At 63.8% G+C, this 21,006-nt stretch carries 18 protein-coding genes; 6 read left to right on the forward strand and 12 right to left on the reverse strand.

All coding sequences use genetic code 11. The annotated features are described in order from the left end of the window. The first annotated feature begins 18 nt into the window (after positions 1–18). Both P0Y58_11720 and P0Y58_11725 read left to right on the forward strand, forming a co-directional pair. Complete coding sequence (locus tag P0Y58_11720; protein ID WEK32823.1) at positions 19–375, forward strand: VOC family protein; 357 nt, start codon at positions 19–21, stop codon at positions 373–375. Then, entirely contained in the window at positions 375–995 is a 621-nt protein-coding gene (locus tag P0Y58_11725; protein WEK33317.1) for a TetR/AcrR family transcriptional regulator, read from the forward strand. The genes P0Y58_11720 and P0Y58_11725 overlap by 1 nt, the downstream gene beginning before the upstream one ends. A gap of 137 nt (positions 996–1,132) precedes the next feature. Here P0Y58_11725 and preA read toward each other — a convergent pair whose 3' ends face one another. The 3 genes from preA to hydA form a co-directional block, all read right to left on the reverse strand. Next, positions 1,133–2,407, reverse strand: coding sequence for an NAD-dependent dihydropyrimidine dehydrogenase subunit PreA (gene preA, locus P0Y58_11730; protein ID WEK32824.1), 1,275 nt, complete (start codon positions 2,405–2,407; stop codon positions 1,133–1,135). After that, positions 2,408–3,775 (reverse strand): NAD(P)-dependent oxidoreductase, encoded by a 1,368-nt coding sequence (locus P0Y58_11735; protein WEK32825.1) that lies wholly within the window; start codon positions 3,773–3,775, stop codon positions 2,408–2,410. Positions 3,776–3,937: 162 nt separating this feature from the next. Further along, positions 3,938–5,377, reverse strand: a complete 1,440-nt coding sequence (gene hydA, locus P0Y58_11740) for a dihydropyrimidinase (GenBank protein ID WEK32826.1) — start codon at positions 5,375–5,377, stop codon at positions 3,938–3,940. A gap of 346 nt (positions 5,378–5,723) precedes the next feature. Between hydA and P0Y58_11745 the strand changes: the two genes are divergently transcribed. After that, entirely contained in the window at positions 5,724–7,214 is a 1,491-nt protein-coding gene (locus tag P0Y58_11745) for an NCS1 family nucleobase:cation symporter-1 (GenBank protein ID WEK32827.1), read from the forward strand. A gap of 74 nt (positions 7,215–7,288) precedes the next feature. Next, the gene (locus P0Y58_11750) at positions 7,289–8,572 is read left to right on the forward strand and encodes a Zn-dependent hydrolase (GenBank protein ID WEK32828.1); all 1,284 of its coding nucleotides are present in this window, start codon (positions 7,289–7,291) and stop codon (positions 8,570–8,572) included. A 299-nt stretch (positions 8,573–8,871) separates the two neighbouring features. Here the strand turns inward: P0Y58_11750 and P0Y58_11755 are convergent, their stop codons facing one another. The 3 genes from P0Y58_11755 to nhaB all read right to left on the reverse strand — a co-directional run bounded on the left by P0Y58_11755 (position 8,872) and on the right by nhaB (position 12,145). Then, positions 8,872–9,831, reverse strand: coding sequence for an MBL fold metallo-hydrolase (locus P0Y58_11755; GenBank protein ID WEK32829.1), 960 nt, complete (start codon positions 9,829–9,831; stop codon positions 8,872–8,874). 177 nt (positions 9,832–10,008) lie between these two features. After that, positions 10,009–10,554: a lipocalin family protein gene (locus P0Y58_11760; GenBank protein WEK32830.1), complete on the reverse strand. Its 546-nt coding sequence runs from the start codon at positions 10,552–10,554 to the stop codon at positions 10,009–10,011. An 88-nt stretch (positions 10,555–10,642) separates the two neighbouring features. Continuing rightward, positions 10,643–12,145: a sodium/proton antiporter NhaB gene (nhaB, locus tag P0Y58_11765; GenBank protein ID WEK32831.1), complete on the reverse strand. Its 1,503-nt coding sequence runs from the start codon at positions 12,143–12,145 to the stop codon at positions 10,643–10,645. Positions 12,146–12,295: 150 nt separating this feature from the next. Between nhaB and P0Y58_11770 the strand changes: the two genes are divergently transcribed. Both P0Y58_11770 and nudC read left to right on the forward strand, forming a co-directional pair. Continuing rightward, positions 12,296–13,108: a crotonase/enoyl-CoA hydratase family protein gene (locus tag P0Y58_11770; GenBank protein ID WEK32832.1), complete on the forward strand. Its 813-nt coding sequence runs from the start codon at positions 12,296–12,298 to the stop codon at positions 13,106–13,108. Positions 13,109–13,145: 37 nt separating this feature from the next. Continuing rightward, positions 13,146–13,976, forward strand: a complete 831-nt coding sequence (nudC, locus tag P0Y58_11775; GenBank protein WEK32833.1) for an NAD(+) diphosphatase — start codon at positions 13,146–13,148, stop codon at positions 13,974–13,976. Here the strand turns inward: nudC and P0Y58_11780 are convergent. From P0Y58_11780 to P0Y58_11805, 6 genes are all read right to left on the reverse strand, one after another. Continuing rightward, complete coding sequence (locus tag P0Y58_11780; protein WEK32834.1) at positions 13,944–14,723, reverse strand: TSUP family transporter; 780 nt, start codon at positions 14,721–14,723, stop codon at positions 13,944–13,946. The two genes, nudC and P0Y58_11780, sit on opposite strands and share 33 nt — an antisense overlap. 120 nt (positions 14,724–14,843) lie before the next feature. Continuing rightward, positions 14,844–15,674 carry an alpha/beta hydrolase gene (locus tag P0Y58_11785; GenBank protein ID WEK32835.1) on the reverse strand — a complete coding sequence of 277 codons (831 nt, stop codon included), beginning with the start codon at positions 15,672–15,674 and terminating at the stop codon, positions 14,844–14,846. An 80-nt stretch (positions 15,675–15,754) separates the two neighbouring features. Next, on the reverse strand, positions 15,755–17,044 hold the full coding sequence (locus tag P0Y58_11790; GenBank protein ID WEK32836.1) for an FAD-binding oxidoreductase: 1,290 nt from the start codon (positions 17,042–17,044) through the stop codon (positions 15,755–15,757). Between the two features lie 173 nt (positions 17,045–17,217). Then, the gene (locus tag P0Y58_11795; GenBank protein WEK33318.1) at positions 17,218–19,176 is read right to left on the reverse strand and encodes a DNA topoisomerase III; all 1,959 of its coding nucleotides are present in this window, start codon (positions 19,174–19,176) and stop codon (positions 17,218–17,220) included. 229 nt (positions 19,177–19,405) lie between these two features. Further along, a complete protein-coding gene (locus tag P0Y58_11800; GenBank protein ID WEK32837.1) occupies positions 19,406–19,834 on the reverse strand; it encodes a GNAT family N-acetyltransferase in 429 nt (142 codons plus the stop codon). Beyond that, complete coding sequence (locus P0Y58_11805; GenBank protein WEK32838.1) at positions 19,827–20,993, reverse strand: cupin domain-containing protein; 1,167 nt, start codon at positions 20,991–20,993, stop codon at positions 19,827–19,829. The genes P0Y58_11800 and P0Y58_11805 overlap by 8 nt, the downstream gene beginning before the upstream one ends. Positions 20,994–21,006 lie beyond the last annotated feature (13 nt).

The raw sequence follows: 21,006 nt of genomic DNA on the forward strand, positions 1-21,006 counted from the left end.
CTTCGGCACGGAGCACACATGGGCATTCGCGGTAGTGATCGGCAAATCGACAACATCGAGTTCAATGTCAGCGACATCCCACGGAGCAAGGCCTTCTATGGCAGCGTGTTCGGCTGGGCGTTCACCGATTACGGGCCCACGTACACCGAGTTCAGCGATGGTCGCCTGACCGGGGGCTTCACCACGGGTGAGCCGGTGCGCCCAGGTGGGCCGCTGGTCATTTTGTACGCCGACGACCTTGAGGCCACACAGCAGCGAATCGAGGCGGCCGGGGCGAAAATCAGCCGGGCGACCTTTGCCTTCCCCGGCGGGCGGCGCTTCCATTTCATCGACCCGGACGGTTATGAACTGGCGGTGTGGACGGCCCAAGCCTGATGGCCAACCACAAGATCGAAATCCGCCGCCGCAATATCGAGAAAATTTTGCAGGCGGCAGAAAAGGTATTCGCCGATAAGGGCTATGGCGCCACCTCGATGGGTGATATTGCCGAACAGGCCGAATTGCCGCGCTCCAACCTGCATTACTACTTCAGCACCAAGGACGAACTGTTCCGCGCGGTGCTGCAGGACCTGCTGGATGTTTGGAAGCAGGACGCACTGTGCTTCGAGAACTTCGACGACCCGCGCGTCGTGCTGACCAGCTACATCCGGGCGAAGATGGGCCATTCGCGCTCGCGGCCGCTGGGCTCGAAGATCTGGGCCGAAGAGATGCTGCACGGGGCGCCGGTGCTGGGGGTGAACCTTGATGAAAGCCTGGTGCCCTGGGCGAAACTGAAGGAAGCCAAGATTCGCCGTTGGGTGGAGGAGGGGCGTATTCGGCCGGTCGAGCCGTCGGCGTTGCTTTACATGATCTGGGCGTCTACCCAGCACTATGCCGACTTCGGTTACCAGGTGCAGTTGCTCAACGGCGGCGAGATGCTGTCGGACATGGCGTTCGAGAGTGCGCTGCAGACGGTGACCAGCGTGATCTTGCGGGGGATCGGGCTAGAGCCTTGAACTGGCGATAGGGGCCGCTGCGCGGCCCTTCGCGGGCACGCCCGCTCCCACAGGGTGGACCGCGCCGTTCATGAGGGCAACGCAGAACCTGTGGGAGCGGGCGTGCCCGCGAAGGGCTGCGCAGCAGCCCCAATGGCTCAGCTGGCCTCGCGGTAGGGGTTGCGCGGATCCTGCGTCCAGTTCAGGTACGGCTTGCCGGTATCCTGCGCCTCCATCTCGATGCAGTTTTCAACCGGGCAGGTGATCTGGCACAGATTGCAGCCCACGCATTCCTCCTCGATCACGCTGTAGGCATGCGTGCCATCTGCCTTCAGCGTGCTGGCAATCGCCTGGTGCGAGGTGTCCTCACAGGCAATGTGGCAGCGGCCGCAGCCAATGCATGCCGCCTCGTCGATGTGCGCTACCGACTTGTAGTTGATATCCAGGTACTTCCAGTCGGTGGTATGCCCCACCGCCTGACCACGGAATGCCTCGATGTTGCGATGCCCATGCTGGTCCATCCAGCGTGCCAGGCCATCCTGCATGTCCTCGACAATGCGAAAGCCGTGCAGCATCGCCGCCGTGCACACTTGTACGGCACCACTACCCAGGGCCATGAACTCTGCTGCATCACGCCAGTTGCTGATGCCGCCAATGCCGCAGATCGGCAAACCGTGGGTTTCCGGGTCGCGGGCGATTTCCGCCACCATATTCAGCGCAATCGGCTTCACTGCCGAACCGCAGTAACCGCCATGGGTGCTTTGGTCTCCGACGATGGGGTGGGCCACCATGCGGTCCAGGTCGACGCTGGTGATGGAGTTGATGGTGTTGATCAACGACACCGCATCGGCACCGCCACGGTGCGCGGCGCGAGCCGACTGGCGGATGTCGGTGATGTTCGGCGTAAGCTTCACGATCACCGGCAGCGAGCAGTAGGTCTTGCACCAGCGGGTGACCAGTTCCACGTATTCCGGCACCTGGCCGACTGCCGCACCCATACCGCGTTCCGGCATGCCGTGCGGGCAGCCGAAGTTCAGCTCGATGCCATCGGCCCCGGTGGCTTCGACCAGTGGCAGGATGAACTTCCACGAGTCCTCCAGGCACGGCACCATCAGCGACACGATCAATGCGCGGTCGGGCCAGTCCTTCTTCACCTGGGTGATTTCGCGCAGGTTGATTTCCAGTGAGCGGTCGGTAATCAGCTCGATATTGTTGATGCCCTGCACCAGGCGGTTGGCGCCGTAATGCGCCGAATAGCGCGACGACACGTTGACTGCTGCCGGGTCCTCGCCCAGGGTTTTCCAGACCACGCCGCCCCAGCCGGCCTCGAAGGCGCGGACCACGTTATAGGCCTTGTCGGTGGGTGGTGCAGAGGCCAGCCAGAACGGGTTGGGTGCCTTGATGCCGGCAAATACGATAGACAAGTCGGCCATTTACGCTGCCTCCACGTTGAGCATGAGTTGGGCATGGATGGCTTCGGCGGCCAGTTTGCCGTGCTGCACGGCCTGGACAGTGAGGTCCTGGCCCAGGGCGGTGCAGTCGCCGCCGGCATAAACGCCCGGCAGGCTGGTCTGCAGGGTTTCGTCAACGCGGATGCGCTCACCCTCGCGGGCCAGCTGCGCGGCCACCGGGTCGGCGAGGCTGGCATCATCGAAGCGCTGGCCGATGGCCTTGAAGATGGCATCGGCGGCCAGCTCGAAAGTTTCACCCGTATCGCGCAGGCGGCCGTCCGCCCGTTCGGTGCGGGCAAAGCGCATACCGCGCACCTTGCCGGTGTCATCCAGCAGCACGGCGTCGGGGCGCGCCCAGGTGTGCAGGCGCACCTGGTTGGCCTTGGCGATGTCTTGCTCGTGGCCGGTGGCGCCCATGTCGGCATGGCCACGGCGATACACCAGGTTGACGTCGCGGGCACCCAGGCGGCTCATCTGCACCGCCATGTCGATGGCCGTGTTGCCAGCGCCGATCACCAGGCAACGGTCGGCCAGGGGCAGCAGGCTCAGGTCGTCGGCCTGGCGCAGTTCACGGATGTACTGAGTGGCAGCGAGCAGGCCGGGTGCTTCCTCTTCGGGCAGGCCGAGCTGGCGCACGGCGTTCAGGCCGAGGCCGAGGAACACAGCGTCGTACTGGTCGCGCAGCTCGCCCAGGCTGAGGTTGCCGCCCAAGCGCTGGCCATGGCGCACTTCGATGCCGCCAATGCCCAGCAGGAACTCCACTTCACGCTGGGCGTAGTCGTCGACCAGCTTGTAGCGGGCAATGCCGTACTCGTTGAGGCCACCGGCCTTGTCGCAGGCCTCGAACACCACCACGTCATGCCCGTGCATGGCCAGCCGGTGGGCGCAGGAAAGACCGGCAGGGCCGGCACCCACTACGGCGATGCGTTTGCCGCTGGCCGGTGAGCGCTTGAACGGGTGTTCGGTGAAGTGGGCGTTGTCCAGGGCGTAGCGCTGCAATTGGCCGATCAGTACCGGCGCACATTCCTGCGCGTTGTTGCGCACACAAGCTTGCTGGCAAAGGATTTCGGTGGGGCAGACGCGGGCGCAACTGCCACCCAGGATGTTGGCCGAGAGGATGCGCTCGGCGGCGCCTTGCAGGTTTTCGTCGCTGATGCGGTGGATGAATGACGGGATGTCGATGTCGCTTGGGCACGCGGTGACGCAGGGGGCGTCGTAGCAATACAGGCAGCGCGCGCTTTCGACGGCGGCCTGGCGGGCGGTGAGGGGTGGGGCCAGGTCGCTGAAGCGCTCGGCCAACTGGTCGGCACCGGCCCGGGGGCGCGGCAAGTGGTTCAGGGCGTCGATCACGGTTGTAGCCTCTCTTTCTTATATTTGGCTTGGAATGGGGGCGCTATGCGCCCCAATCGCCGGCAAGCCAGCTCCCACAAGTACGGTGATGTCCTTGAAAGTGGTGCTATCCCTGTGGGAGCTGGCTTGCCGGCGATGGGCTGCGCAGCAGCCCCAATGGCTTCAGCGCTGGACGGGCGTCGGGCGCTGTTGTTCGGCGCGTCGCCCCAGCACCTCGTACACCGACGGATACGCCGGCCGCTCCACATACCGTCCCGCGCCCGGTTCGGCGCGCAGATCGCCATTGGCCCAGAGCACCTTGCCCTGGCTGATGGTGTGGCTGGGGATGCCGCGCACCGTGCGGCCTTCAAAGATGTTGAAGTCCACCCGCTGGTGGTGGGTCTGGGCTGAGATGGTGCGCGTGCCCTGCGGGTCCCACAGCACCAGGTCGGCGTCGGCACCCACGCGGATGGCGCCCTTGCGCGGGAACAGGTTGAAGATTTTCGCCGTATTGGTCGACGTCAGCGCAACGAACTCATGCATCGACAGGCGCCCGCTGTTGACCCCGGCATCCCACAGCACCGCCATGCGGTCTTCGATGCCAGCAGTACCATTGGGGATGCGGCTGAAGTCGTCGCGCCCCATGGCTTTCTGCTCGGCGCAGAAGCAGCAATGGTCGGTGGCGGTGGTGTGCAGGTTGCCCGACTGCAGGCCGCGCCACAGCGCCTCTTGGTGTTCGCGCGGGCGGAACGGCGGGCTCATTACATAACCGGCGGCAGTGGCCCAGTCCGGGTCGCGGTAGACGCTGTCGTCAAGCAGCAGGTGGCCCGGCAGGACTTCGCCGTATACCGGCTGGCCCTTTGCGCGCGCGTAGGTGATTTCATCCAGTGCCTCACGGCTGGAAATGTGCACCACATACAGCGGGGTACCAATCGTTTCGGCAATGCGAATGGCGCGGCTGGCCGCTTCACCTTCCACTTGCGAAGGGCGCGAAAGGGGGTGTGCCTCTGGCCCGGTCATGCCCTGGGCCAGCAGTTTCTTCTGCAGGTGGTACACCAGCTCGCCGTTCTCGGCATGCACGGTGGGCACCGCACCCAGTTGCAGGCAACGCTCGAAGCTGGCCACCAGGGTGTCGTCGGCGGCCATGATCGCATTCTTGTAGGCCATGAAGTGCTTGAAGCTGTTCACTCCATGCTTGGCTACCAGTTCGCCCATCTCTTCAGCTACCTGCTCGCTCCACCAGGTGATTGCAACGTGGAAGCCGTAGTCGCTGGCGCTCTTCTGTGCCCAGCCGCGCCAGGTATGGTAGGCCTCCAGCAATGACTGCTGCGGGTTGGGGATGACGAAGTCGATGATCGACGTGGTGCCGCCGGCCAGGCCCGCAGCGGTGCCGCTGAAGAAATCCTCGCTGGCCACGGTACCCATGAATGGCAACTGCATATGGGTATGCGGGTCGATGCCGCCGGGCATCAGGTACTGGCCGCTGCCGTCGAGGATCTCGCAGTCGGTGGGTGGTTCGAGGTTTGGCCCGATGGCACGGATCAGGCCATCGACACACAGGACATCGGCGGGGTAACTCTCTTCGTGGGTAACCACGGTGGCGCCACGGATCAACAGGGACATGCCGTTTTCCTCGCAGGCTGACCGGTCTCATGGCCGGTTCTTGGAATTGTCTGATGTCAGGGCGGGCAGGGCGGTTAATCCTGTCAGGCCTGACAAGATTCGAGGCTAGATGCTGATCTGGAATTCAGCAAGAAAATTTCCTATTAATTTTGTGGATTTTTAACGTATTGATTTTAAATGATTAATTTTTATAGGCCCGTTAACTACGGGGCTTTCAAGATTTTTGACTAACTTGACAAGATAGAAATTTGGTCAAGATTTCTAAGCACCGCTAAGCGTGTGTACTCCGGCCATCGAATTAGCCCGATGAGCAAACAACTACAAAAAAAAGTCTGGAGAAAGGCCCATGCAACAGAGCAGATCGGAAGTGGTCGAGCAGGATGGCCTGTTCGAGCTGGCCGAGGGCAGTGATGTCCTCGACAGCCCGCGCTACAACCACGACATCGCACCGACCAAGGTGCATCAGCGCACCTGGAACAAGTGGCACATCACCGCCCTGTGGGTGGGCATGTCCATCTGTGTACCCACCTACACCCTGGGCGGTGTGCTCACCGCCTACTTCGGCCTCAGTGTCGGCGAAGCGCTGCTGGCGATTCTGCTGGCCAACGTGATCGTGCTGATCCCGCTAACCCTCAACGCCTTCCCTGGCACCAAGTACGGCATCCCTTTTCCGGTACTTCTGCGCTCGTCGTTCGGCATCCTCGGTTCCAACGTGCCCTGCCTGATTCGCGCAGTGGTCGCCTGTGGCTGGTTTGGCATTCAGACCATGTTCGGCGGGTTGGCCATTCACCTGTTCCTTGGCTCGGTGTTCGATGGCTGGAAGGCCCTGGGCGGCACCGGTGAGGTGATTGGCTTCATGATTTTCTGGTGCCTGAACCTGTGGGTGGTGCTGCGCGGCGCCGAGTCGATCAAGTGGCTGGAAACGCTGTCTGCGCCGCTGTTGGTGGCGGTGGGCGTCGGCCTGCTGTTCTGGGCCTTGCCGCACATGTCGATGACCGAACTGCTGGCGCAACCGCCCAAGCGCCCGGAAGGGGCGAGCGTGGTCAGTTACTTCTGCGCCGGGCTTACGGCAATGGTCGGCTTCTGGGCCACATTGTCACTGAATATTCCCGACTTCAGCCGCTACGCCCGCAGCCAGAAAGATCAGATTCTCGGGCAGATCTTCGGCCTGCCGCTGACCATGTTCCTGTTCGCTTCGCTGGGCGTGATACTGACCGCTGCCTCGGCGTCGTTGGTAGGCGAGACGGTGTCCGACCCGGTCAGCCTGATCGGCAGGATCCACAGCCCGTTCTGGGTGGCCCTGGCCATGGCGTTGATCGTGATTGCCACGCTGTCGACCAACACCGCGGCGAACATTGTGTCGCCGACCAACGACTTCCAGAACATCGCTCCACGCCTGATCGGGCGCAGCCGTGCGGTATGGCTGACCGGCTTTATCGGCCTGGCGCTGATGGGTCATGAGCTGCTGAAGAAGCTGGGGCTGATTGTCTCCGACCTGAGCCTGGAGAGTGTGTACTCCAACTGGCTGCTCGGTTATTCCAGCCTGCTCGGGCCGATTGCCGGGATCATGGTGGTGGACTATTTCCTGATCCGTCGGCAGCAGCTGGACCTGGCCGGGTTGTACCGGGACGATGTGTACCCGGCGTGGAACTGGGCGGGTTTTGCCGCCTTCGCCTTGCCGGTGGCGCTGACCATGATGGCGATTGGTAACAGCAGTTTCAGCTGGTTTTACGACTACGGCTGGTTTACCGGCTCGCTGCTGGGCGGCGGGCTGTACTACGTGTTCGCCGGCCTGGCTGCGCGCAACCCGGCGCGGCTGGCCAAGCCCTTGCCCTGAGACCGAGTCTGCTTCTTCGCGGGCTCGCCCGCGAAGGGGCCAGAACAGAAAAAAAAAGCCTGAAGGAGAAACCCGTGACCCCAGTCAAAGAGATTCTGAAGACCACCGCCCACCATGTCGACGGCAACCGCCTGTGGCAATCGCTGATGGACCTGGCCCGCCTCGGTGCCACTGCCAAGGGTGGTGTGTGCCGCCTGGCCCTGACCGACCTTGACCGTCAGGCCCGCGACCTGTTCGTGCAGTGGTGCGAGGCCGCCGGTTGTACGGTCAGCATCGACGCCGTCGGCAACATCTTCGCCCGCCGCCCGGGGCGTAACCCCAAGCTGCCCCCGGTGATGACCGGCAGCCATATCGACACACAGCCTACCGGCGGCAAGTTCGATGGCTGCTTCGGGGTGATGGCCGGGCTGGAGGTGATCCGCACCCTCAACGACCTGGGCGTGGAAACCGAGGCGCCGCTGGAAGTGGTGGTGTGGACCAATGAAGAAGGCTCGCGTTTTGCACCGTGCATGATGGGATCGGGGGTGTTCGCCGGCAAGTTCACCCTGGAGGAAACCCTGGCCAAGCGTGATGCCCAGGGCGTTAGCGTTGGCGAGGCCTTGAATGCTATCGGCTATGCGGGCGCGCGTGCGGTGCTTGGCCATCCGGTCGGGGCCTATTTCGAAGCCCATATCGAACAGGGCCCGATCCTTGAGGACCAGGCCAAGACCATCGGTGTCGTGCTCGGGGCACTGGGCCAGAAATGGTTCGACCTGACCTTGCGTGGCGTTGAAGCCCACGCCGGCCCGACGCCCATGCACCTGCGCAAAGATGCTCTGGTCGGCGCTGCCGCCGTGGTGGAGGCGGTCAACCGCACCGCCCTTGGCCACCAGCCCCATGCCTGCGGCACTGTGGGTTGTCTACAGGCGTATCCAGGCTCGCGTAACGTGATCCCGGGTGAGGTGCGCATGACCCTGGACTTCCGCCACCTGGAAGGCGAGCAACTGAACGCGATGATTGCCGAAGTGCGTGGGGTGATCGAGGCGACCTGCGCCAAGCATGGCTTGAACCACGAACTGGTGCCTACGGCCGACTTCCCGGCGTTGTACTTCGACAAAGGCTGTGTTGATGCCGTGCGCGCATCGGCGCAGGCGCTGGGTTTGCCGCACATGGACATTGTCAGCGGCGCGGGGCATGACGCGATCTTCCTGGCCGAGCTGGGGCCGGCGGGGATGATTTTCGTGCCGTGCGAGAACGGCATCAGTCATAACGAGATCGAAAACGCCACGCCTGACGACCTGGCGGCAGGGTGCGCGGTGTTGCTGCGGGCGATGCTGGCGGCGTCTGAAGCGATTGCCAGCGGACGGTTGGCGGCTTAGGTTGACGTGAGTATTTCGGCGCCTGCGAGATCGAGCGCCGCCCGCGCGGCGCATCGCGAGCTGCGCTCGCTCCCACGTTTGTTTCTGGCCAGTAACGCCTGTCACAGGCGCGCGCGACCGCCTTATTCGTACGACGCGATTTCGAGCCATGCGCAAAAGCGTTCGCGCGCAAATCACACAGGAGTGATTGGCCCGAAACAAACGTGGGAGCGAGCGCAGCTCGCGATGCGCCGCGCGGGCGGCGCTCGATCTCGCAGGCGCTGAAGCTGTAATGACGGACACCCGCGAAGCGCCTCAATTCATCCGACCAGCTCCAAACAGCCATCACGACCAATACGATAGCGCTTCAGGTCCCGCGCCAAGGTCAGTTGCCCGCTGTAATGAGCAAGGGCTTCGTCACGTACGTTGTCGATATTCGGGCTGCGCCGCGGGTCGTACTGGTAGCGGGCGCTGAAGTGCGTCAGCACCAGGTTGCGCACGCCCGCAGCTTCGGCAAAGCGTGCCACCGCCGCTGCCGTGCTGTGGCCGAAGGTGACCCCGGTGCGTTCGACCACTGCCTGGGTGAACGTGGCTTCGTGCACCAGCACATCCGCACCTTTGGTAGCTTCGGCCAGCAGCTCGGGGTTGTCGTTGTCCCCACATACCACCACCCGCCGCGGCGGGCGTGAAGGGCGCAGGTAGTCATTGCCGTTCAGCCACTGCCCGTCATGCTGCACGGTCAAACCCTTGGCCAACTCGCCCCACAGCGGACCACGCGGTATGCCTTCGGCTTCCAGGCGCGGGATGTCCAGGCGCGGTTCGGGATTGAGTTCGGTGAACACGAACCCGACGCTTGGCACGCGGTGCGACAGCTGCACGGTGGTTACCTGCAGGGTCTCGCTGCGCCATTCGGCCACGTCCTCCACGGCCAGCAGGCGCAGTTCGAACGGTAGAAAGGTGTCGCTGGCCGCCAGACCCAGGCGTACCCAGTCATGCAGTGCGGCGGGCAGGATCAGCTCAAGCGGCTGGGTGCGCCCGCTCATGCCGGCGCTGGCCAGCAGGCCGGGCAGGCCAAAGCAATGATCGCCATGTACGTGGGTGATGAAAATGGCGCGCAGGTCGCGCAGCGACAGCGGGGTGTGCAGCAACTGATGCTGGGTGCCTTCACCGCAATCGACCAGGTACCAGTGGCTGCCACTGGCCTCGATAACGGCCGTGGCGCTGACATTGCGTGCCTTGGTTGGCACCCCGGCGCTAGTGCCGAGGAACAGCAGGTCCATGCTCCGGCTCCTTGGTTCAGCCCAACAGCCACAGGTCGCGCAGCAGTGCCTGCAGTCCTTGTGGCACCAGCGGGCAAGTGTGCTCGAAATCGGCGCTGTCGCACCAGCGGGCGCGTTCCTTCGAGGCGAGAAAGGGCGCACACCATAGCCGGATTGCCGCCCGCCGTCGACGGCCTGCTAGTCTCCCTGCCGCCAGATGAGCTTGCTGGTGTCATAACCTTGTTCCCGGGCGATGGTCAGCAGTTGCTCGCGCTGCTGGTCGGTGACCACAGGCGTGCGCGAAAGCAGCCACAGGTACTCGCGGTTGGGGTGGCCGACCAGTGCCACGCGGTAGTCTTTGTCGTGGTACAGCACCCAGTACTCGCCCTTGGTCAGGCCCGGTGCCAGGCGGCTGAACCAGTTATCAAAGCGCACCCACAGCTTGTCGGTGCTGCCCGGTTGCTGAGCCTCGGCGACGCCCTTGGCTTCGTTCCACTGGCCGTCCTTTTCCTTACAGCGGTTGGTCACGTCGATCCGGCCGTCTGTGCGCAAACCATAGTGCGCTTCGGACTGGACGCAGTTGCGCTGGAAGAACATTGGCAATCGCGCCAGTTCGTACCAGGTGCCCTGGTAGCGTTGCAGGTCGACCTGCTGGGTGCGCGGCGGTGCCGGATGATCGTTGCCGGCGCAGCCGAGCAGGGCCAGGGTCATGCAGGAAAGCAGCAGCGTAGTGCGCAGCACCATGGTTGACCTCCTTGGAGCGGTTAGGGGCTTACCTGGGATTCGATGCCGGCGCGTGGCAAAAGTTGTATGAGTGTGCGCGATCGCATCATCACAACCAGTAGGTCACCGCCCACCACCCCAGCCCACCCATCACCACGGTGTAGGGCAAGGCCATCCATACCATTCGCCCGTACGATAGCCGGATCAGCGGCGCAATCGCCGAGGTAAGCAGGAACAGGAAGGCTGCCTGCCCATTCGGTGTCGCCACGCTGGGCAGGTTGGTGCCGGTATTGATCGCCACCGCCAGCGTTTCGAAATGCTCGCGGCTCATGCCGCCATTGAGAAACGCCTGCTTCACCTCGGTGATATAGATGGTGGCGACAAACACGTTGTCGCTGATTGCCGACAGCAAGCCGTTAGCCAGGTACAGCATGCCCGGTTGCTGTTCGGCCGGCAGGGTCAGCACCCAGCTGATCAGTGGGCTGAACAGTTGCTGCTGGTGAATCACCGCGACCACGGCGAAGAACACCACCAGCAACGAGGTGAACGGCATGGCGTCCTGGAAGGCGCGGCCCAGCCGGTGCTCGTCGGTGATCCCGGTAAAGGCGGTGATCAGCACGATCACCATCAGGCCGATCAGGCCAACCTCGGCCACATGCAGCCCCAGGCACACGATCAGGATCAGCGCAGCGATCCCCTGTACCCACAGTGCCAGGCGCTGGGCCTGGGTGCGTGAGGCGTCATCCTCGTCAGCATAGGCAGCCAGTACCTGGCGCACGGGCTCAGGCATCAGCGTGCCGTAGCCAAACAGGCGCAGCTTTTCCAGCAGCACGCAGGTCAGCAGGCCGGCACCCAGCACCGGCAACGACACCGGCGCCACCTTGAAGAAGAAGTCGGCGAAGTGCCAACCCATCTCGTGGCCGATCAGCAGGTTCTGCGGCTCACCCACCAGCGTACACACGCCGCCCAGGGCGGTACCCACGGCGCCATGCATCAGTAGGCTGCGCAGGAAGTCACGGAACTGGTCGAGGTCTTTGCGGTGCAGTTGGGCGATCTGCTGGTCGCTGTCCAGCGCGGTGTCTTCACGCGGGTTGGCCCCGGACGCCACGCGGTGGTACACCGCATAGAAGCCGACCGCCGCGCTGATGATCACGGCCGTCACGGTCAGCGCGTCGAGAAACGCCGACAGAAACGCCGAAAGCACGCAGAACAACAACGCCAGCATGGCTTTCGAGCGCACCCCCAACAGGATGCGCGAGAACAGAAACAGCAGCAGCTCCTTCATGAAGTGGATGCCGGCGACCATGAACATCAGCAGCAGGATCACCGGGAAATTGTGCTGCAGCTCTTCATACAGCGCCTGCGGCGTGGTCAGCTGCAACAGCAGGGCCTCAATCAGCAACAGCCCACCGGGCATCAGCGGGTAGCACTTCAGCGCCATGCCCAGGGTGAAGATGAACTCGATTACCAGCGCCCAGCCGGCTGCAACCGGGCCAACGGTGACCAGTAGCAGCGGGTTGAGCACCAGGAACAGGCAGATGACCGCCTTGTACCAAAGCGGCGACTGGCCCAGAAAACCGTGGGCGAGGGCGCCGGTCAGGGAGCGCGACATGAATATGTATCCTTATAATTCGGCGATGGCGCACGGTGCCGGATCAACGCGTCTTAGGCAAGGCGCGCAGTCCCGTTTTTGGCACAAGTGCGGTCGCCGGGCTGGGTTACCATCCGCGCTATGAATCCTTCACCCGCAGGAGTGCCGCCCGTGACCGAGTACAGTGCGTTCAAGGTTGAACTGACCGACAACATCGCCCACGTTCAGATCAACCGCCCGGAGAAGGTCAACGCGATGAACGCGGCCTTCTGGGAAGAGATCATCGCCATCTTCCAGTGGATCGACGACACCGATGCCGTGCGGGCGGTGGTGATCAGTGGAGCCGGCAAGCATTTTTCTGCGGGCATCGACCTGATGATGCTGGCTTCGCTGGCCGGGCAAATGGGCAAGGATGTGGGCCGCAATGCACGCTTTCTACGGAGCACCATCCAGCGGCTGCAGGCCTCGTTCACCGCGGTGGACAAATGCCGCAAGCCGGTACTGGCGGCCGTGCAAGGCTATTGCATCGGTGGCGCCATCGACCTCATCTCGGCGTGCGACATGCGCTACTGCAGCAGTGACGCGCAGTTCTCGATCAAGGAAATCGACATGGGCATGGCCGCCGACGTCGGCACACTGCAACGTTTGCCACGTATCATTGGCGACGGCATGATGCGTGAGCTGGCCTTCACCGGGCGCAACGTCGCGGCCGACGAGGCGCTGCGCATTGGCCTGGTCAACCGGGTCTATGATGATCAGGCGGCTTTGATGGACGGCGTCTTTGCCATCGCCCGTGAGATTGCTGCAAAATCGCCGATCGCCGTGGCCGGCACCAAGGAAATGCTCAGCTACATGCGTGACCATCGTATCGACGATGGCCTGGACTACATCGCCACCTGGAACGCCGCGATGCTGCAGTCCGAAGACCTGCGCGTGGCCGTGGCGGCGCACATGAGCAAACAGAAACCGACGTTCGCCGACTGATCGGGCCGGGGGACGCGCAGTCAAGGAACCCCCCGACATGTCAGCACGCTGGACTACTGCAGTACTCGACCCGCAGATTACCGGGGGCGTGGCCGTGGCCCGCAGCCCGGAAGGGTTTCTGGTGGATGACAACGGCGCGCTGTTCCCCCGCGACTGGCTCAAGCGCCAGGATCTCGATGTACTGTGCGAACACGGTATTGGCCATTTTGACGGCCAGCCGGTGTTCCTGCTGGAGTTACGCAGCGCCAGCGATGTGCCAGGCTGCAGCTGGCGTGGCCTGCGTGCGTTCATGCTCGAAGGTGACTTCGATATCTACAAGGTGTTGGGCTACGCCGCGCAAATCGGCACGTGGGCCCGCGAGCACCGTTTCTGCGGCAGCTGTGGCCAGGCGATGACGCAAATCCGCTGGGAGCGGGCGATGTACTGCCAGCCGTGCGACCTGCGCAGTTACCCGCGTATTTCGCCGAGCATGATCGTGCTGGTCACCCGTGGCGATGAAATCCTGCTGGCACGCTCGCCGCGTTTCGTCACAGGGGTGTACAGCACACTGGCAGGCTTCGCCGAACCGGGCGAGTCGGCCGAGGACTGCCTGGTGCGCGAAGTGCGTGAAGAAGTGGCGGTCGAGGTGCAGAACATCCAGTACGTCGGCAGCCAATGCTGGCCGTTCCCGCATTCGATGATGCTCGGTTTCCATGCCGAATATGCGGGTGGCGATATCGTCATGCAGCCGGACGAGATCGAAGACGCCCAGTGGTTCAGCGTCCACGACCTGCCGCCGCTACCAGCGGGGCGCTCCATCGCCCGTTATCTGATCGACCTGTACGTTGCGCGACGCTTAGGCTTGCCCGAACCAGTGCTGCCACGCTAAGCGTACAGTCAGTGCCAGCACCACGGTGATGAACACCGGGCGGATGAACTTGCTGCCGCCGCTGATCGCCGTGCGTGCGCCGAAGAAGGCGCCGACCATCACCGACAGGCCCATGCAAAGGCCGACCACGTAGTCCACCTGCCCGGAAATGATGAACACCGTCAGCGCCGCGATGTTGCTGACGAAGTTCATGCTGCGCGCCACGCCGCTGGCGCGGACCAGGTCGATGGGGTACAGCAGCAAGGTGCTGACCGTCCAGAACGCCCCCGTGCCCGGGCCGGCGACGCCATCGTAGAAGCCCAGGGTGAAACCTTGCGGTACTTGCCACTTTTTCCTGATCGGCGCATCGGCATCCAGCGGCGCCTTGGGCGTGCCGCCGAACAGCAGGTAGATGCCACAGGCGAAGACGATCACCGGCAGCATCTTGTTCAGCCATTCAGCGGGCATGTAGTGAGCGATGACTGCGCCGAGCAACGCCCCGGTCAAGGTGGCGAACAACGCCGGGCGCCACTGAGCCGGGTGGAACAGTTTGCGCCTGTAGTAGGTGAAGCCTGCGGTGGCCGAACCGAAGGTGGAGCTGAGCTTGTTGGTGCCCAGTACCAGGTGCGGCGGCATGCCGGCGGTAAGCAGCGCCGGAGTGGTTAGCAGGCCGCCGCCACCGGCGATGGCATCGATGAAACCGGCAACAAAGGCGACCAGCGCCAGAATCAGCAGGGTGAGGGGTTCTACGGTGAGTTCGAAGGGCATGGGATCTGGCAGGCAGGGAGGCAATGGGGCGACAAAGGGGCCGCGCTAGAGGGGAGACATGGTAATCCTGAGAGGGGTGTGTTGCCAGTGCCGGCCCTTTCGCGGGCACTGGCGATCACATCAGCTGCGGATAAACGCCAGCAAATCCGCGTTGATCACATCGGCGTGGGTAGTCGGCATGCCATGCGGGTAGCCCTTGTAGGTCTTCAATGTGCCATTGGGCAGCAGTTCGGCCGACCGCGGCCCCGAGTTCTCATACGGCACGATCTGGTCATCGTCACCATGCATCACCAGCACCGGCTGCTGGATGCCCTTCAAGTCCTCGGTAAAGTCCGTCTGCGAAAACGCCACGATGCCATCGTAATGGGCCTTGGCGCTGCCGATCATGCCTTGCCGCCACCAGTTGCCGATGATGCCTTCGCTGGCTTCGACACCGGGGCGGTTGTAGCCATAGAACGGCCCGGTCGGTACATCCCGGTAGAATTGCGCGCGGTTGTTGGCGACCTGGGCCTGGAAGCCGTCGAACACCGACTTGGGCAGGCCACCGGGGTTGTCGGGCGTTTGCACCATCAGTGGCGGCACGGCCGCGATCAGCACCGCCTTGGCCACTTTATCCTCGGGGTAGCGGGCCATGTAGCGCACCACCTCGCCACCGCCGGTCGAGTGGCCGACATGCACGGCGCCCTGGGTGCCCAGGTGGGCGACCACGGCTGCGGTGTCGTCGGCGTAGTGATCCATGTCGTGGCCGTCCCATACTTGGCTGGAGCGGCCATGGCCACGCCGGTCGTGGGCCACCACCCGGTAACCGTGGGCGAGGAAGAACAGCATCTGCGTGTCCCAGTCGTCTGCGCTGAGCGGCCAGCCGTGGTGGAAGTGAATAACGGGCGCATCGCGCGGGCCCCAGTCCTTGTAGAAAATCTGCACCCCGTCCTTCGTGGTTACATGGCTCATGGTCGTGTCTCCTGTCTGCAGGCACCGAAGGGAGCTAATGAGCATAGGGGAGATTTCGGCGTAGCAAGCGCCGGCCGTCTTCAGATGTTGTCGCGCATCCTGTACCAGGCCTTGGCGGCGGCTTCCAGTGGCGCCGCGAGCAGATCACCGCCGGGGAAGCGGCCGTTGTCGATGCCTTGGTACAGCGCCAACAGATCGTCGTCGCCGAGAATGGCATCGCTCACCGCCCGCGCTGCGGCCAGGGTCGGCAGTACGCCATGCCCGGAGAAGCCCTGCAGCCAATAGCGCTGGCCCTCATGGCCGACGTCCGGGGTGCGCTGGATGCTGCAATCGATATGACCACCCCAGGCATAGTCGATGGCCACGCCGGCCAGTTGCGGGAACACCCGCTCCAGGTAGGGGCGGGTGGCGCTGGCGACGTCCTTGGGAATGCCGCCCAGGTAGGTGCAGCCGCCGCCGAACAGCAGGCGATGGTCCGGGGTAAGGCGGAAGTAGTCGGGCACGAACTGATTGTCGATCACGCAACTGTTGCGCGGTAGCAGCGAACGGGCGAAGTCGGCATCCAGTGGCTCAGTGGCCACCTGGTAGGAGCCGACCGGCAGCAGGCGGCGCGACAGGCTGCGGTCGAGGCGGTCGATGTAGGCATTGCAGGCCAGCACCAACACGTCGCAGTGTACCTCGCCGCAGTTTGTGCGGGCGACATAGCCGTTGCCGCTTGCCTGGTAGTCGAGTACCTGGCTTTGCTCGAAAATGCGCCCGCCGCCAGCCTCAATGGCGCTGGCCAGGCCTTGGGCCAGCTTCAGTGGGTTGAGGTGGGCGCCCTTGGCGTCGTACAGCGCAGCCTGGTAGCGCGGGCTGTCGATCCATTGTGGCAACTCGTCACGGCCGATCAGGCGCAGGGCGTCATAGCCCCACTTGTATTCAGCCTCGTGCAGGGCTTCTTCAAGCATTTTCACCCGACGCGGCATGACTGCGGTCCACAGGCTGCCCAGCCGGTAGTCGATGTCGAAGCCGTGGCGCTGGGGCAGCTCACGCATCTCGTCGGCGGCCCAGCACATGCTTGCCCACAGCCGTTGGGTACGCTCGACGCCCAAGGCCTTTTCCAGCGGTGGCATGTCGCATGACCAGCCCAGCAAGGCCTGGCCACCGTTGCGCCCGGACGCAGCCCAGGCCACGCGACTGGCCTCCAGCAGTGTTACGCGCTTGCCGGCCAGGGTCAGGCGCAGGGCGGTATGTAGGCCACTAAAGCCGGCGCCGATGATCAGGACATCGGTGTGGTGGGTGCCTTGAAGAGTGGGGCGTAGCGGGATGTTGGCGGGGTAGGTCTGGGCGTAATAGCTGGCGACGTGTTGGGCGGACTGTTTGAACATGCAAAAGCCTCATGAAAATTATTGTGATTATTTTCATGAAAACTTAGCAGTTTAATTTCATGGCGCCAATGTGTCGGGCAGGATTTGTGGTTTATCTGGTCGTGATGTATTGCCAGTGCCGGCCTCTTCGCGGGCACGCCCGCGAAGAGGCCAGTAAAGGCGATGCAGAATTTTCAGGTTGTCGCTTTTTTTCGGGGCTGACGCGGCTTGCTGGCGGCCGACTTGCTGCCAGCTGTTTTACTTTTCCCTCCACCGCGCCGCTTTTTCTTCCACGGCGGCGCTGCCCCTGCTGCCGAACCGCTGATGGTCATGCGCATGCCGCTGCAGCGCTCCACCAGCTTGCCTATCCACGCCGACTGCCGGGCGACGAACTCTTCCAAGGTCATCTCGCCACTCTGCACCATGTCCAGCGCCTGCTCCCAGATCGCCGTGGTACCGGGGTCGGCAATGGCGCGGGGTACGGCATCGATCAGGCTGAAAGCCGCAGGCGTGGCCGCAAGAGCCTTGCCGTTCTTTACCAGGTAGCCGCGGTCAAGCAGGCCCTGGATGATGCTGGCGCGGGTGGCCTCGGTGCCGATGCCGGTGGTTTCCTTGAGCTTCTGCTTCAGGCGTGGGTCGTCCACCAGCTTGGCGACGTTCTTCATTGCCTTGATCAGGTCGCCTTCAGTAAACGGCTTGGGCGGCTGGGTCCACAGGTCTTTCAGTTGCAGGCCTTGCACGTTGCAGTCCTGGCCTTCGCGCAGCACTGGCAGCACCTGGGCCGGTGGTGCTTCGCGGCCCTTGGCCGGGGTCAGTGCCTCGGGCAGGGCGCGGCGCCAGCCCGGTTCGACGATCTGCTTGCCCACCGCGCGCAGTGCATGGCCGGCACAGTCGAAGTCGGCCTGGGTGCGGTCGTACTCATGATTGGGCAGGAACTGCGCCAGGTAACGGGCGCGGATCAGGGTATACACCGCCTTGTGCTTGGCGGGCAGGCGCGACGGGTCGCTGGCAGCGGCGGTGGGAATGATGCCGTGGTGGGCGCTGACCTTGGCGTCGTTCCAGGCCCGCGAACGGCGCTGCGGCTCCAGGTAAGGTTGCAGTGGCGCTAGGCTGGCATCGGCCCGTTGCAGGGCGGCGAGAATGCCCGGGGCCTCGGCGTGCTGGCTTTGCGGCAGATAGCCGCAATCGCTACGCGGGTAGGTGATCAGCTTGTGGGTTTCGTACAGGGCCTGCGCGATGTCGAGGGTTTCCTGGGCGCCCAGGCCGAACTTTTTCGAGCACAGCTCCTGCAGCGTGCCGAGGTCGAAGAGCAGCGGCGCCGCTTCGCGCACGCGCTCGGTGGCGACCTTTACAGCCCGTGCAGTGCCCGCCTGGCCCATGGCGGCAGAGGCTTGTTGCGCCAGATCCTGTTTCAGGCAGCGGCCCTGGTCATCACAGGCGTCTTCGGGCGCACGCCATTGGGCGTTAAAGCGCTGGCCGGCGTGTTCCAGTTGCACGTCGATGGCCCAGAACGGCACCGGCACGAAGTCGGCGATGCTGCGGTCGCGGTCGACCACCAGGCGCAGGGTGGGCGTTTGTACCCGGCCCACCGGCAGCACGCCCTGGTAGCCGGATTGGCGGCCCAGCAGGGTGAACAGCCGGCTCATGTTCATGCCGATCAGCCAGTCGGCGCGCGAACGGCCCAGCGCCGAGTGGTAAAGGTTGAACGTTTCGTGGCCTGGCAGCAGGCGTGCCAGGGCCTTGCGGATGGAGGTGTCATCCAGCGCCGACAGCCAAAGGCGCTGGACCGGGCCGCGATACCGGCAATGCTCGACCAGCTCGCGGGCAATCATTTCGCCTTCGCGGTCGGCGTCGGTGGCAATCACCAGTTCCCGCGCTTCGCCGAGCAGGCGCTTCACTGCCTTGAACTGGCTGGCGGTCTTGGGCTTGACCAGCATCTTCCACTTGTCCGGGATGATTGGCAGGTCAGCCAGGTTCCAGCGCTTGTAGCGTTCGTCGTAGCTGTCGGGCGGGGCGGTTTCCAGCAAGTGGCCGATGCACCAGGTTACGCAGACGTCGGTGCCTTGCCAGCAGCCGTCGCCCTTGCGGGTGGCGCCGAGCACTTTGGCGATGTCTTTTGCCTGGGAGGGTTTTTCGCAGAGGAACAGGCGCATGGCCGGGAACGCTTCATCGGGGGTGATGGGCACTAGGATGCGCAAGCAGGGGCGCGGAGGCAAGGTTTATCTGGATGGATGTACAGGTTTTTGTCAGCAAGGATTTGCGTGGCCTGTGCCGGCCTCTTCGCGGGCTTGCCCGCTCCCAAAGGATCTCCACAGATTCCAGATGCTGTGGGGTCCCTGTGGGAGCGGGCGAGCCCGCGAAGAGGCCGGTGCAGGTTACGGATCAGGCGCGCGAGTCGCGCACCATGTCCACGTGCGGGATGCCGGCTTCGAGGAACTCTTCGCTGACTACGCGAAAGCCCAGTCGCTCGTAGAACGGGGTGGCGTGCACCTGGGCGCTGAGCATCTGTTGCTTCAGGTCGCGGTTCTGCGCCTCGATGATCACGGCGTTCATCAGCGCGTCACCCACCTTCAGCCCACGCCAGTCCTTCAACACCGACACCCGGCCAATGGTGCCGTCAGGCAGCAGGCGGGCAGTGCCGATCGGGTAGTCGCCTTCCAGGGCCAGGAAGTGCACGGCGCTCGGGTCGTCCGAGTCCCACTCCAGCTCTGGTGGCACGTGCTGTTCGGCAATGAACACCGCTTCGCGGATACGGCGGATGTCGGCGTTGTCCTTGTGCCAGTCGGCGAGGCGCACACGAATTTTATTCATCGGCGAATCCCAGGCTTCCTTGTTGGACCAGCTGCTGCACTAGCATAAGGCCATCTTCGTCTTCCAGCCACTCTGCCAGGTTGTCGATGTGCAGGGCATCGGCCGCGCACACCAGCTTCAGCAGCTCGCGCAGTTTGGCCGGCAGCGGGCAGCTGCGGCCGCTGGCGAACAGCATCAGGTCGTCGTTGAGCTCGGACCAGGCCATACGCGCGCTTGGGTTACGAATCAGGATGGCGCCATCCTTGAGGGCTTTGACCAGCTCGTCTTCGCTCAGCTCTTCGCCTGCAACCTGCTCCGGGTAGCGCGGCTCGGTCATGAACTGGCCGAACCAGGTCAGCAGCAGGTCTTTGTCGCCCATGTGCTTGTCGAGCAGTGCCTTGAGGCGGTCGAGGGCGTCGTGCTGGATCTGGTGCGGGTCGCTGACCGGCTGGGCGTCGGCGTCGCTGTAGCGCTCTTCGTCCGGCAGGAACTGGCCCAGGAAATCGGTGAAGTGGGTCAGCACTTCGGCGGCGCTTGGTGCGCGGAAGCCCACCGAGTAGGTCAGGCAGTCGTCCACGGCCACGCCGTAGTGGGCCAGGCGCGGTGGCAGGTAAAGCATGTCGCCTGGCTCCAGGGTCCACTCTTCACTCTGCTCGAATTCGGCAAGAATGCGCAGGTCGGCGTGCTCCAGCAGTGGGCTGTCGCTGTTGCACATCTGGCCGATCTTCCAGTTGCGCTCGCCGTGGCCTTGCAGCAGGAACACGTCGTAGTTGTCGAAGTGCGGGCCAACGCTGCCACCCGGGGCGGCAAAGCTGATCATCACGTCATCGATACGCCAGCTCGGCAGGAAGCGGAAATTCTCCAGCAGCTCGGCCACTTCCGGGACAAACTGATCCACTGCTTGCACCAGCAGGGTCCAGTCCTTTTCTGGCAGTTCGGCGAAGGTGTCTTCGTTGAACGGGCCGCGGCGCAGCTCCCACGGGTGGGCGCCGTGCTCAAGCACGATACGCGACTCGACTTCCTCTTCCAGGGCCAGGCCAGCCAGTTCGTCGGGGTCGATCGGGCTGATGAAGTCCGGGAAGGCCTGGCGCACCAGCAGGGGCTTCTTCTGCCAGTAGTCGCGCATGAATTCGCGGGCCGAGATGCCGCCGAGCAGCTGCAGTGGAGTATCAGGATTCATGTTCAACCTATTG

Origin of the sequence: Candidatus Pseudomonas phytovorans (genome assembly GCA_029202525.1) — a bacterium.
Lineage (GTDB): Bacteria > Pseudomonadota > Gammaproteobacteria > Pseudomonadales > Pseudomonadaceae > Aquipseudomonas > Aquipseudomonas phytovorans.